The sequence below is a fragment of the Accumulibacter sp. genome, from assembly GCF_023806625.1.
Classification (GTDB): Bacteria; Pseudomonadota; Gammaproteobacteria; order Burkholderiales; family Rhodocyclaceae; genus Accumulibacter.
The window spans coordinates 1-11,851 of sequence record NZ_JAMTDX010000018.1; the positions used below are offsets into that span (position 1 = coordinate 1).

Sequence of the window (11,851 nt, forward strand, 5' to 3'; positions counted from 1 at the left end):
GCTGAAAACCGTCCACCCGTCGCCGGTTTCGCCGGGTTCTCGCGCGGGGAGCGCTGATGCGGCGCGTCACCTGGCTTGACCGGGCGATCGGATCGGTCGCCCCTCGGGCGGCACTGCGCCGTGTGCAGGCGCGGGAGAGCTTCATTGCCCTGGCGCGCGGCTATGACGGCGCTGCCAAGGGGCGGCGAACCGATGGATGGCGCGCGGCCGGGACATCGGCCGACAGCGAGATCGCCGTCGCTGGCGGGTTGCTCCGCGACCGCATGCGCGATCTCGTGCGCAACAATCCGCATGCCGCCAAGGCGGTATCGGTTCTGGTCAACAACATCATCGGCTCCGGCATCATCGCCCGTGCCGCAAGTGGGAACGACAAACTCGACGCGCAGGTCAATGCGCTCTGGGAGACATGGTCGGCGCGCTGCGATGCCGACGGCCAGCTCGACTTTCTCGGTCTGCAGACCTTGGCCTGTCGTCAGATGATCGAGGCCGGGGAGGTTCTGCTGCGTCGCCGCCCGCGTCGTGCGAATGACGGACTGGACGTGCCGCTGCAGCTGCAGTTGCTCGAAGCCGACATGCTCGATGCCGGGCGCAATGGCGATCTCGCGGACGGTGGTCGTGTCGTCCAGGGGATCGAGTTCTCAAGCCTCGGACAGCGGCGGGCTTTCTGGCTCTTCGCGCAGCACCCGGGCGACAGCGTGGTCACGACGCGCCGGCGTCTCGACAGTCTCGCGATCCCGGCTGCCGACATCGTGCATCTTTACGAGAAGCAGCGCATGCAGGTACGCGGGGTGCCGTGGGGCACGCCGGTCATGCGGGCACTGCGCGATCTCGACGACTGGACGCAAGCCGAGCTGGTTCGCAAGAAGACCGAAGCCTGTGTCGTCGGCATCGTGCTTGGCGCCGATGAGGCCGAGCAGGGAATAGCCCCGTCCGTGGTTGACGCCGACGGCAACCGCGTGGAGCAATTCGAGCCTGGCCTCATCGCCTATGCGCGCGGCGGCAAGGATATCCGCTTCAATCAGCCGGCAACGACAGCCGGCGTGGCGGAATGGCTGCGCGCCCAGCTGCACATCGTGGCGGCGGGTTTCCGGATGCCCTACGAACTGCTGACCGGCGATCTCAGTCAGGTCAACTACTCGTCGATCCGGGCGGGTCTCGTCGAATTCCGCCGCCTGATCGATGCGGTCCAGTGGCAGATCGTCATTCCGATGCTCTGCCAGCCCACTTGGGACTGGTTCACCGAGCAGGCCTGGGCGGCCGGCAAGCTCCCGCAGCCGCGCATCCAAGTCGAATGGTCGCCACCGCGCTTCGAGGCAGTCGATCCGTTGAAGGATGCCATGGCCGACCTTCTGGCGATGCGGTCCGGCACCATGACGTTGGCACAAGCCATCGCGCGTCAGGGTCACAACCCCGATGCGGTGCTGGCCGAGATCGCCGCGATGAACGCGAAGATCGATGCGCTAGGACTCATTTTCGACAGCGACCCGCGCCGGGTCACCAAGACCGGCGTGATGCAGCCCGATCCAGGGCTCACCTCACCGTAAGGACGACAACATGCATGGCACGATCGAACTGCCGGCGATGCGCCGCGCAGCCGACCTGTTGCCGGCCACGCTCGACGAGCAGGATCGCTCGATCGAGGTGGTCTGGTCGACGGGCGCAAGGGTCCGGCGGCAGCCGCTATTCGGCGAACCGTTCGACGAAGAACTCAGCATGGACCCGAGCAGCGTGAGGCTCGAACGGCTCAATGCCGGGGGGCCGCTGCTCAAGGTTCATGATCTCCGCACGCTCGACAGCGTCATCGGCTCCGTCGTGCCAGGGACTGCCAGGATCGATAGCGGCCGGGGCATTGCTCGGGTCCGCTTTAGCGAGCGCGACGATGTCGAGCCGATCTGGGCCGATGTGCGGGCGGGCCATCTGCGCGCCGTCTCCATCGGCTATCAGGTCCATCGCTTCGAGGTCAGCCGACCCGCCAATGCGCCGGAGGTCTGGCGCGCGGTCGACTGGACACCTTTCGAGATTTCCGCGGTCCCGGTCGGGGCCGATCCGGCGGCCGGCTTCCGTTCGGTTGACCCGCTGATCCCCTGCGTCGTGGACCGGGACGACGCTTCCCAACAGATGAGGACTTCCATGGAAGAGACCAATGTGACCCCCACGCCGGCGCAGGCGGCACCCGAGCCGATCACCCGTGCGGCCGATCCCCAGCCCGATACGCAGGTGCTTATCGCCCATGCCCAGACGGCTGAGCGCGAGCGGGTCGGGACCATCTACGATCTCGCAAGCCGCCTCGGTCTGGAGCGCAGCCTTGCCGAAGATCTGGTTGGTCGCGGGGTCGCCATCGACGAAGCCCGCCGGGTCATTCTCGACAAGGTGGCCGACACCGCCGAGAAGACGCGGACCTTCCCGCATGTCTCGGTTCCGCTCGGCGGGCGTGACGAGCGACTGACCCGTCGCGAGGCGGTCGCCAATGCGCTGCTGCATCGCTACAGCCCGACGCTTTTCGGCTTGAGCGATCCCGCGCGTGAATATCGCGGCATGACGCTCCTGGAGTTGTCGCGAGAGTTTCTTGCCTCGGCTGGCGTCAATGTACGCGGCATGTCGCGCGACGAAATCGCCACGCGAGCTTTGCACTCGACCTCCGACTTCCCGGAAGTGCTGTCCGCCGTCACCAACAAGACGCTGCGCCAGGCCTATGACGTCTATCCGCGCACCTTCGTGCCGTTCTGCCGTCAGGTGCTCGCGACCGACTTCAAGGCGATGAACCGGGTCCAGCTGGGTGAGGCACCTCAGCTGCTGAAGGTGAGCGAGGGCGGCGAGTTCAAGCGCGGCACCATCTCGGAGTCGAAGGAGAGCTATCGCATCGAGACCTATGGCCGCGTGGTCGCCATCACGCGTCAGGTCCTGATCAACGATGATCTCGACGCCTTCACGCGCATTCCCGCGATGTACGGCACGGCGATCGCCACGCTCGAAAGCGACGTGGTCTGGGGCATCGTCACGGCCAACGCCGCCATGGCCGATGGCGTGGCGCTGTTCCATGCGACTCACAAGAACCTCGCCGGTACCGGCGCCGCACTCAGCGTCGCTTCAGTCGGCGAAGGACGCGCCTCGATGGCAAAGCAGACCGGACTCGACAAGAAAACCGTTCTGAACATCCGTCCGAGCTATCTGGTGGTTCCGGCTGCACTCGAACTCGCGGCCGAGCAGCTCATCGCTCAGAACCTCGTCCCTGCGAAGACCGGGGATGTGGTGCCGCAATCGATCCGCACGCTGACGCCGATCTCCGAGCCGCGTCTCGATGCCGTCAGCACTGGGGCTTGGTTCCTGGCAGCGAACCCCGCGCAGATCGACACCATCGAGTTTGCTTATCTCGAAGGTCAGCAGGGTGCCTATATCGAGACCCGCAACGGCTTCGATGTCGACGGTGTCGAGATCAAGTGCCGCCTCGACTTTGGCGCGAAGGCGATCGACTGGCGCGGCCTCTACAAGAACCCCGGCGCGTAAGGCGCCCCACTCCACACAATCATCCTGACAAGAAGGGGCGGCCCTGCGGCGGCAGCCGCAAATCCTTACGACTTGCCGCCCTTCGTCTTTTGGAGAGGAGTTTTCGATGAAGAACTATGTCCAGCCCGGAAAGACCATCACGCTTGCCGCACCCTATGCCGTGGCGGCCGGCGACGGCTTGCTGGTGGGCGCCATCTTCGGGGTGGCAACCGCCGCCGCCGCAAACGGAGAAGCCGTCGAGGCTGTGCTCGTCGGTGTGTTCGATCTCAAGAAGACCGCGTCGCAAGCCTGGGCTGTGGGCGACAAGGTCTATTGGGACAACACGGCCAAGGAAACGACCAAGACCGCCACCAGCAACACTCTAATCGGTGTCGCGGTCGATGCTGTCGGAAACGGTGCTGGTGAGACCATCGGTCGGGTTCGCCTGAGCGCCAGCCTCTGACGAACGGACCTGAAGGAAGCCGAGACATGCCGCTCCCGGAAAAGCCCAGCGATCCGCCGGAGCTGCATTGGACGATCGACCGGCGTATTCCGCTCGCGCTCATCACCACGCTGCTGATCCAGTTTGGCGGCTTTATCTGGTGGTTCTCGTCGGTCGAGTCCCGGCTTACCGTCAAGGAGCAACGGTTGGCGCGTGTCGAACAGCGGCTCGACGACGACCAACGGACGATTTCGACCATTGTCGAACGTCTGGCGCGCATCGAGGAGCGATCCAACACCCAACTGGAATTGCTGCGCCGGATCGATACTCGGATGCAGGAGCGGCGGCAATGACGGTGTTCGACGCCGCACTGCTGACGCTCTTTGCCGATCCCAACCTGGCCGAGGACGCGCTCTGGCGTCCGGGCGGAATGGGAGCGGGGCAGGCGATCAGGGTCATTCGGGTACAGCCTCAGCCGGTGGTCGATATCGGCGGCGCCAAATTGGTGCAGGACGGCACGGTCTTCGACGTCCCGGCTGCTGTCGCACCGGCCATTGCTGAAAGGGACACGATCGAGGCAAACGGGCAGCTTTACCGCGTCCAGGCACCACCGATGCCGACGATGGACGGTCGGGTCTATCGGCTCGACGTGGTGGCGATATGAAATTCGACGTTCGCATCGATGGCGATCTTGCCAAGATTCTGGCCGGTGAGGTGCGCACCGCCGAGGCGGCCGTCACGGCTGCCGTGCGCAAGACGGGCGATGGGCTGAAGGCTGACCTGCGCTCGCAAGTCATGGGTGCGGGCCTTGGCCGTCGCCTCGCCAATGCCGTCCGGCTCAACATCTATCCGGATCGTGGGGAGAGCCTGAGCACGGCGGCGTGGGTCTTTGCCCGTCCGGGGAAGGGTGGGCGCGGCGGTGCGGCCGACATCGTCGCGGCGTTCGAGGAAGGCACGCTGATCCGCCGCAGCGGCGGCCGGTACCTCGCCATCCCGACCGAGAATGTGCCCATGAAGGCCGGTGGCCGCCGCCGCATGACGCCCGACGACATGCAGAGCGCCACCAAATTCGGCGGCTTTGGCCGCGATCTGGAACTCGTGCCGACCAATCGTCCGGGCGTTCTGCTGCTGGTCTTGCCGGTGGTGCGGGCGACAAGCGGCAAGCGGCTGCGACCGGCAACGGTGCGGCGCGTCAAGGCGGGACGAATCGTCGAATGGGTGACGATGTTCATTCTCGTGCGCCAGGTCCAGATGCCACGGCTTCTGGATTGGCGGGGGCCTGCGGAAGCCTGGGCTGGCCGGTTGCCCGATCAGGTGGTCAAGGAATGGGAGGCGCGGGACACCGCGACCCGTAATGCCCAGTAAGCGCGAAGAAGTGCTTCAGGCGCTGCATGCCCGGCTGCAAGCCGTGCCGCTGGTGAAAGTCGAACGGAACCGCCTGCGCCCCGAGCGGCTTCCGCCCGAGGGTCTGATCATCCTGCGCGATGGCGATGTCGGCGAGCCCGAAATCCTGCTCTCGCCCTTGAGCTATGTCTGGACCCACGCGACGCGTATCGAAGTGTTCTCGGGGGCGACCGATCCCGATGGCCATCTCGACGATCTGCTCATGGCGATCGCCACGGCCCTCATTGCCGATCCGACGTTGGGTGGGTTCGTCGATCTCATTGATGTCGGTGCGCCGGATTTCGACGCGGCGGCACCCGAGGGCGGTCCCGACGTCAAAGCGGCGATCGTGCCTGTGCGGCTCATCTACGAGACCGCGCATCCACTGAATTGAGATCGGCTTGGAAAGCCGATCGCTGAAAGAGGGGTTAGGCGGGATCGACCTTTGGTTCTGCGTTGACTTCAAACGTAAAGCGCAGGGTTCGATCTTTCCGAACATTGCCAACAACTGCGGGGCGGAAGCACGCAATGCAGGTGCCACCGTCATGGCGAACACTCGGGTATACGAGCCCCAAGGAGTTTTCGCCGAGCAGCTGTTGCGATAGCCGTTGAGACTCGATGTAGCTTTCCGGATCGAGGCAGGTGGCGAACGCGGCGGTTCCTCGAAGATCGTGAAAACTGCCGGTGAAATCGGCGAGATAATCGTCGTAGGTCACTGACACGGGCTTCGTCCAAGAGACCTCGGCAAGCTCGACCCGCTTGTGAAAGCCGACTTCCGCGATCGATGTTTCGATCGCAAAGCCGCCATACCAAGCGCCTCGATCGGGGCCGTTGAAGCGGCTGCCATGGGGATGGGCATGACAGAAGGCCGCATTGATGATGCGGTAATAGGGAACACCGAAAACAAGCTCGCCGAGCCCGATGCCCGGCAAGCGGTCATTCTCGGCCAAGAGGCGATCGTTGGTCGCGTGATCGAGATCGAAGATGTCTTTCAGATGCGCGTCGTCATCAGCGATGCGCGTGAGCACGCTGTCATTGTTGTCGCTGTATTTCGACGGTATCAGTCGATGCGTGTCGAATTGACGGACGAGCGAAACCGGCGGGGAGACCGTCAATGTCCACCCCGCCGTGAGTCGACCAGCCGCCGAACAGTCCACATCGCGGCCAGTCCGCCCTGGACCATGTAGGACAAAGGCGTTCCGCCACTGAAGAGACGGTTCTTGTTCGGCAGCGTCACCCAGGCATCGGCTAGATCTTCTGGGTAGAGGATATTGAGGCTCTTGAAGATGCCGATGAGCAGCGAGATCCGTGCGAGCCGATCCGTGTCGAGAACCCGGTTCGGGTTTTTCTTCATCTCGTAGAACACGCCATTCGAAACGCCGCCCAATAGGTCGCGAGCGTCCGCGTCCTTGATTGCCCACTTCTCCGTGATGTTGAAGAAGGCTTTGATGGAGGACGGGCTCAAACGCTCCCGCTCCGTCTGATCGTTCAAGTTGATCAGCGGCGAGGGCTCGTAACCGGACTTTGGATAAGAGAGCTGGGCTTGCATGGCGTCCTCCGAATTAGGAGTGAATATACTCCAAAACCGGAGAATTGCAAGGGCCCTCCGAGCTTAGATCGCCCCACGTCAGGGATGTCTCAGCGGTAACAGAAAAACTAACTGAATCAGTGGTTTGTTTCGGATTTGCCGGCAAATCGCGACCTCCTCTGCCTCCCGCTCTGGCGGGTTGCCTGATCCACACCCTTCACACTGAGAAAGGAGACCCGGCATGGCGCTCGGTTTCGGCGCAAACGCGCGTCTGCTTGCGGCCTTTGAAGCCACCTACGGAAGCCCGCCGACGGACAACTATCATCGTCTGGGCTTCTCCCGGTATGGCCTCTCGGCACGCCAGCAGCTGATCGACAACGACTTGCTCGGGGAAGGCCGAGACCCGGCGCCGGCCGTGCTGGGTGCGCTCACCTGCGACGGCGAAGTCTCCGTCCCCTGTGATGCGCGCCAGATCGGCTTCTGGCTGAAGGCCCTGCTCGGCGAACCGGCAACGACCGGCACGACCAATTTCACGCACACGTTCCAATCGGCCGCGTCCGTGATCCCGAGCCTTGCCTGCCAGGCAATCAATCCGGACGTGCCCTTGCGCCGGACCCATTTCGGAGCGCGCGTCGATAGCTTCACGCTGCCGCTGCGCCGGGATGGTCTCACCACAGCGACGATGTCGTTGATCGCGCAGGGCGAGAGTGCAGACAATGCCGATCGGGATTTGTCGCCGACCACCTATGCGCCGCTGCGCTTCGGCTCCTTCCAGGGCACCGTTCGTCGCGACGGTTCGGCACTGGGCCGCGTCGTCTCGGCCGAGATCGTCTACCGCAACGGGCTCGACCGCATCGAGACGATCCGCTCAGACGGTCTTATCGACAGCGTCGAGCCGACCGTGGCGGCCTGCACCGGCAATGTCGTCGTGCGGGTCGATGGCACGACGCTGATCGATGCGGCGATCGCCGGCACGCCGATGGAACTCGAGTTCGGCTATGTGCGTGACGCTAATACGAGCCTGATCTTCACGGTGCATGAGGCGGTGCTGTCGCGGCCCTCAGTACCGATCGAAGGCCCCGCCGGCATTCAGGTCACCTTCGAGTTTCGCGGCGCCAAGGATCCCACGCTCGGCCGGATGCTTACCGCCATCCTCAAAAACGACATCGCCGCTTACGGAGCCACGCCATGATCCGCCTTGGTCTCAAATCCGAGCCCTATTGGCTCGACCTCCTGCCCGGCGTGCGGATCAAGGTCCGCCCGTTCGGCACTGCACTTTTCTTCGCCGCACAATCGGCCATGGTGCGAGTGGACACCGAGGGCGAGACGGCGAGCGAAGTCATCGACGCCCTGCGCGGTGTCGCTTTCATAAAGGCGCTGGCGCGGCTCTCCATCCTCGAATGGGAGGGGGTGGCCGACGCGAAAGGCGAGCCCGCTCCGGTGTCGCCGGACGCGGTCGATGCGCTGATGGAAATCTGGCAGGCGGCGGCCGCGTTCGAGCGCATCTACGCCCGGCCGATCTCGGAGATCGAAACCGAAAAAAACGGCTGAGCGCCCGCGCCGAATGGCATTTCGGCGGCGGGTCGGACTATTGCGCCGCCTGCCCGGAGCGCTGCCCGGAATGCCCCTATGACCGCGAAGTCCCGGCGACCGCCGAGGGCTGGGAGGTCTGGGATCTTCTGGAGCGCTGTGCGGGTCAGTTGCGCATGGGGCCGATGGGCCCGGTCGGGCTCGATTTTGGCGCCGTGTTTCTCATGGCTGATGCGCTTGGCGTGAGCCGACCGGCGCTCGCCGAATTCCTGCCAGCCGCCGAAATCGGCCTGATGCGTGGCATCACCAAGCGAAGCGACAAGAAGGACGATGGCCAACCGTAACATCTCGGTCCGACTGCAGGTCGATGGCGGACGCTTCAAGGCCGAACTGGTCGAAGCGGGACGCACCGGCCAGCAGGCGCTGAAGTCTATCGAGACGGCGGCGCAGGAAGCGGGTGCGGCCCTCGAAAAGACCGGCGCCTCTGCGCAGAAGGCCGACCGGGAGCAGGAGAAGCTTGCCCGTTCCGCCGAACGGTTGAAGCGGCAATATGCTCAAGGCTATCAGGCGACTCAGGAACAGGGCCGTGCCGCCGATCTTTTGGGCAAAGGTCTGCTGACGCAGGCCGAGCATGCCAGCGTGCTCGAAGGTATTGGCCGGAAGTATCTGGTCGCCAACGCCAATGCCCGGACGTTTGGGCAGACCGTCGAGCAGCAGGGCCAGCGCACACGCATCACGGCCCAGCAGATGGCGCAGCTGCAGCCGCAGCTGAACGACATCTTTACGACCCTGACGACGGGCATGAGCCCGTTGACGATCGCCCTGCAGCAGGGTCCGCAGATTACGCAGATTTTCGGCGGGATCGGCGCCACATTCCGCGCTATTCCGCCGGTCGCACTCGGCGCTGCGGCGGCTTTGGCGGCGGTTGGCATCCCGCTCGGCATCATTCTGTCGCGCGCCTTCGATCTCTCGGCACAATCGCGCACGTTCAACGTGGCCCTGGCCGCGATGGGCCGCCAGGGGCAGACGACCGCCGAGCAACTCGGCGAGTTGGTCGAAAAACTGCGCGATGTCGGAGTGGCGCGCGATGAAGCCCGCACGGCCATCGCCACGCTGGTCCGCACACCCAATCTATCGGCCGGTGAAATCCCCCGGCTGGCCAGCATGGCGCCGGATCTCGCAGCGGCGACGGGGACGACCGCGAGCGACGCGGCGCGCCAGCTCGCTGAATTCGCGACCGGTGGCTACGACGCCATCATCAAGCTCGACCGGGCGCTCAACGGCTTCCTGAACCCGTCGCAGCGCGAGAATATCCGCCTGCTCACGCAGCAGGGCGAGCGCACGCAAGCCTACCGGATCGCGATCGACGCGCTGCAGGAGCGCATTCGCGGCCTCAACGACCAGGCGCTATCGCCGACCCAGAAATCGCTCAACGAGATCGGGCGTGCCTGGGACCGGCTGGTCGACAATCTCGCGCGGGGTGCGGTCGGGCGCGTCACGCTTCAGGTCGTCGAAGGCGCCATCAGCGGCGCTGCCAATCTGGTGGCTCCCTCGCAGCCGCGCGTCCGCGATCCTCTGGCGGACGCGGCGAATGCGCTCGAACAGGCCGTCGAAGGCCTCGACCGGCTCAACCGCGAAACCCGCCTCTATCGGGATCCGAATGCGGAAGTCTTCATCCCCGGCTTCAGCTTCGGCTCGCCCAATGCGGTCCGGGCTCAGCTGCAGAGCCAAGTCGATGCTGCGCGCGCCGAATTGGATCGGCTGCAGCAGGCGACCGAACGGGCGCAAGTACAGGCCCAGGCTGCCGCAACGGCACGCACACCCGCCGCGCCCGAGCCGATGCGGATCGGCGAGGAGACCGCGCGGCAGATCGCGGACCTCGAGCGTCGGCAACGGGTCTATGACGCGACACCTGCGCGTCGGCCGATCATCGAAGCCGAAATCCAGGCCGAGACGATCGCGCGCGAGCGCAATCTCAATGCGCTGGAAGCCGAAGCCCTCAAACGGCGCATGGTCGCCGATGCTGCCGCCCAACAGCGCCAGCAATATCAGGACCAGACCCGCGAGCTGGACATCCAGTCCCGGGCGACGCTGGCCGTCGCCGACGCCTATGGGCAGGGGCAGGCCGCCGTCATCCGGGCGGAAGCAGCACGCCAGGCGGCACTGGAAGGTTATCGCAGTGGCGTCGATCAAGCTTCCCGCGCCGAGGAAATCCTGCGCGGCCGGGTGGTCGAAAGTGCCGAAGCGCAGGCCCGTGCCGCGTTTCAGGCAGAACTCGCGACCCAGAGCGCGCGGCGTCTCGCCGAGGCGGAGGCACAGGGCACCGCTACCGTTCAACAGGCCGAAGTCGCCGAGCGGTCGCTCGCTGCGACCCGCGACGCCCGTGCCGCCTTGTCTCTCGCAACAGGGGCAGCCGAAGAGCGGCTCCGGGCATCGATCGAGGCGACGACGCGTGCCATCGAAGCGCAGGCTGCCGCCGAGCGCGCGCGGCAGTTGGCGCGCGAGCGGCGCACGGCATCGAACGATCTCGATATCGCCGAGCGCGAGGCGCAGGCTGCGCGTCTCAGCGATCCCTCACAGCGTCGGGCAGCGGAACTGGCCATCGAGCGCGAGAAGCGCATGCAGTCTATGCGCGAGCGGTTGGGCGGGGTCGATAGCCAGATCCTCGAAGCCCAGGATTCAGCGGCGGCATTCAGGGAGCAGGCGCGCTACTTCAGCGAGATCCGCGATCAGGCCAAAAGCATGGCCAGCGACATCTCGGGTTTTCTGGTCGACGGGTTCGCCAATGCGGGTAAGGCGGGCAAAAGCGTCTTCGCCAATCTGGCCGAGGGCGCGGAGGGCTTATTCCGCCGCATGGCCGCGCGCATTGCGGCCACGCTCATCGAGCAGAAGTTCATCCTGCCGATCACCACCCAGATCGTCGGCGCGATGCCCAACCTGTTCGGTGTCGTCGCTCCCCAGGCTGCCGCCTCGGCCGGAGCGTCTGCGGCAGCCAGTACGGGTCCCGGCTTCTTCGAGAGCATCGGCAACTGGTTTTCTGGTCTGTTCGGTGCGGGCCATGATGGTGCGCTCGTCGGTATCGCGCCCTCGCACACGCGCATGGTGGCGCTCGGCGCCTTCGCCGGCGCTGGACGTTTCCATGCCGGCGGCATGTTGGGCTTGCGGCCTGACGAGGTGCCCTTCCTGGGGCTTCGCGGCGAGGAGGTTCTGACCCGCAACGATCCGCGTCACCGGTGGAACCTCGATCGTCGCGATCGGGTGCTGCCGTCGGCGCCCTCCAATGACGTGGCGGTGAATGTCTACGACATGCGCATCGGCCGCGACCAGCCGCCCGCTCGCACCGAGCAGCGGCGGGGTGCTGACGGTCGACGCGAGATCGCAGTCTTCATCGAGGACAAGATCGAGGAAGCCATCCGTAGCGGCAGGCTCGATCGCGCGCAGGGCGAGACCTATGGCTCGCGGCGCATGACCAAGCGGGTCTGATC

Annotated in this window: 13 protein-coding genes; 11 read left to right on the forward strand and 2 right to left on the reverse strand. The window is 65.3% G+C overall.

Annotated elements, in window-relative coordinates; genetic code table 11:
* Positions 1-56 precede the first annotated feature (56 nt).
* From NFW05_RS04085 to NFW05_RS04115, 7 genes are all read left to right on the forward strand, one after another.
* The gene (locus NFW05_RS04085; RefSeq protein WP_295302961.1) at positions 57-1,544 is read left to right on the forward strand and encodes a phage portal protein; all 1,488 of its coding nucleotides are present in this window, start codon (positions 57-59) and stop codon (positions 1,542-1,544) included.
* A 10-nt stretch (positions 1,545-1,554) separates the two neighbouring features.
* Positions 1,555-3,504 carry a prohead protease/major capsid protein fusion protein gene (locus NFW05_RS04090; protein ID WP_295302962.1) on the forward strand — a complete coding sequence of 650 codons (1,950 nt, stop codon included), beginning with the start codon at positions 1,555-1,557 and terminating at the stop codon, positions 3,502-3,504.
* Between the two features lie 106 nt (positions 3,505-3,610).
* The gene (locus NFW05_RS04095) at positions 3,611-3,946 is read left to right on the forward strand and encodes a DUF2190 family protein (RefSeq protein WP_295302963.1); all 336 of its coding nucleotides are present in this window, start codon (positions 3,611-3,613) and stop codon (positions 3,944-3,946) included.
* A gap of 26 nt (positions 3,947-3,972) precedes the next feature.
* On the forward strand, positions 3,973-4,278 hold the full coding sequence (locus NFW05_RS04100) for a hypothetical protein (protein WP_295302964.1): 306 nt from the start codon (positions 3,973-3,975) through the stop codon (positions 4,276-4,278).
* Positions 4,275-4,589 carry a hypothetical protein gene (locus tag NFW05_RS04105; protein WP_295302965.1) on the forward strand — a complete coding sequence of 105 codons (315 nt, stop codon included), beginning with the start codon at positions 4,275-4,277 and terminating at the stop codon, positions 4,587-4,589. The genes NFW05_RS04100 and NFW05_RS04105 overlap by 4 nt, the downstream gene beginning before the upstream one ends.
* Positions 4,586-5,290 (forward strand): DUF6441 family protein, encoded by a 705-nt coding sequence (locus NFW05_RS04110; RefSeq protein ID WP_295302966.1) that lies wholly within the window; start codon positions 4,586-4,588, stop codon positions 5,288-5,290. Before NFW05_RS04105 ends, NFW05_RS04110 begins: the two co-directional genes overlap by 4 nt.
* Positions 5,280-5,702, forward strand: a complete 423-nt coding sequence (locus tag NFW05_RS04115; RefSeq protein WP_295302967.1) for an acyl-CoA transferase — start codon at positions 5,280-5,282, stop codon at positions 5,700-5,702. Before NFW05_RS04110 ends, NFW05_RS04115 begins: the two co-directional genes overlap by 11 nt.
* 34 nt (positions 5,703-5,736) lie before the next feature.
* Here the strand turns inward: NFW05_RS04115 and NFW05_RS04120 are convergent, their stop codons facing one another.
* Both NFW05_RS04120 and NFW05_RS04125 read right to left on the reverse strand, forming a co-directional pair.
* On the reverse strand, positions 5,737-6,423 hold the full coding sequence (locus tag NFW05_RS04120; RefSeq protein WP_295302968.1) for an RES family NAD+ phosphorylase: 687 nt from the start codon (positions 6,421-6,423) through the stop codon (positions 5,737-5,739).
* The gene (locus NFW05_RS04125; protein ID WP_295302969.1) at positions 6,420-6,857 is read right to left on the reverse strand and encodes a DUF2384 domain-containing protein; all 438 of its coding nucleotides are present in this window, start codon (positions 6,855-6,857) and stop codon (positions 6,420-6,422) included. The genes NFW05_RS04120 and NFW05_RS04125 overlap by 4 nt, the downstream gene beginning before the upstream one ends.
* Before the next feature lie 220 nt (positions 6,858-7,077).
* Between NFW05_RS04125 and NFW05_RS04130 the strand changes: the two genes are divergently transcribed.
* From NFW05_RS04130 to NFW05_RS04145, 4 genes are all read left to right on the forward strand, one after another.
* Positions 7,078-8,028: a phage tail tube protein gene (locus NFW05_RS04130; RefSeq protein ID WP_168022799.1), complete on the forward strand. Its 951-nt coding sequence runs from the start codon at positions 7,078-7,080 to the stop codon at positions 8,026-8,028.
* Positions 8,025-8,387: a hypothetical protein gene (locus NFW05_RS04135; RefSeq protein ID WP_295302970.1), complete on the forward strand. Its 363-nt coding sequence runs from the start codon at positions 8,025-8,027 to the stop codon at positions 8,385-8,387. Before NFW05_RS04130 ends, NFW05_RS04135 begins: the two co-directional genes overlap by 4 nt.
* 164 nt (positions 8,388-8,551) lie before the next feature.
* On the forward strand, positions 8,552-8,710 hold the full coding sequence (locus tag NFW05_RS18520) for a hypothetical protein (protein ID WP_366918261.1): 159 nt from the start codon (positions 8,552-8,554) through the stop codon (positions 8,708-8,710).
* The gene (locus NFW05_RS04145; protein ID WP_295302971.1) at positions 8,697-11,849 is read left to right on the forward strand and encodes a phage tail length tape measure family protein; all 3,153 of its coding nucleotides are present in this window, start codon (positions 8,697-8,699) and stop codon (positions 11,847-11,849) included. The genes NFW05_RS18520 and NFW05_RS04145 overlap by 14 nt, the downstream gene beginning before the upstream one ends.
* The last annotated feature ends 2 nt before the right edge of the window (positions 11,850-11,851 follow it).

Coding starts and splice junctions, on each gene's coding strand:
- NFW05_RS04105 (WP_295302965.1), top strand. CDS start 4,275: ATGACGGTGTTCGACGCCGCACTGCTGACGCTCTTTGCCGATCCCAAC.
- NFW05_RS04130 (WP_168022799.1), top strand. CDS start 7,078: ATGGCGCTCGGTTTCGGCGCAAACGCGCGTCTGCTTGCGGCCTTTGAA.
- NFW05_RS04125 (WP_295302969.1), bottom strand. CDS start 6,857: ATGCAAGCCCAGCTCTCTTATCCAAAGTCCGGTTACGAGCCCTCGCCG.
- NFW05_RS04135 (WP_295302970.1), top strand. CDS start 8,025: ATGATCCGCCTTGGTCTCAAATCCGAGCCCTATTGGCTCGACCTCCTG.
- NFW05_RS04100 (WP_295302964.1), top strand. CDS start 3,973: ATGCCGCTCCCGGAAAAGCCCAGCGATCCGCCGGAGCTGCATTGGACG.
- NFW05_RS04115 (WP_295302967.1), top strand. CDS start 5,280: ATGCCCAGTAAGCGCGAAGAAGTGCTTCAGGCGCTGCATGCCCGGCTG.
- NFW05_RS04090 (WP_295302962.1), top strand. CDS start 1,555: ATGCATGGCACGATCGAACTGCCGGCGATGCGCCGCGCAGCCGACCTG.
- NFW05_RS04110 (WP_295302966.1), top strand. CDS start 4,586: ATGAAATTCGACGTTCGCATCGATGGCGATCTTGCCAAGATTCTGGCC.
- NFW05_RS04145 (WP_295302971.1), top strand. CDS start 8,697: ATGGCCAACCGTAACATCTCGGTCCGACTGCAGGTCGATGGCGGACGC.
- NFW05_RS04095 (WP_295302963.1), top strand. CDS start 3,611: ATGAAGAACTATGTCCAGCCCGGAAAGACCATCACGCTTGCCGCACCC.
- NFW05_RS18520 (WP_366918261.1), top strand. CDS start 8,552: ATGGGCCCGGTCGGGCTCGATTTTGGCGCCGTGTTTCTCATGGCTGAT.
- NFW05_RS04085 (WP_295302961.1), top strand. CDS start 57: ATGCGGCGCGTCACCTGGCTTGACCGGGCGATCGGATCGGTCGCCCCT.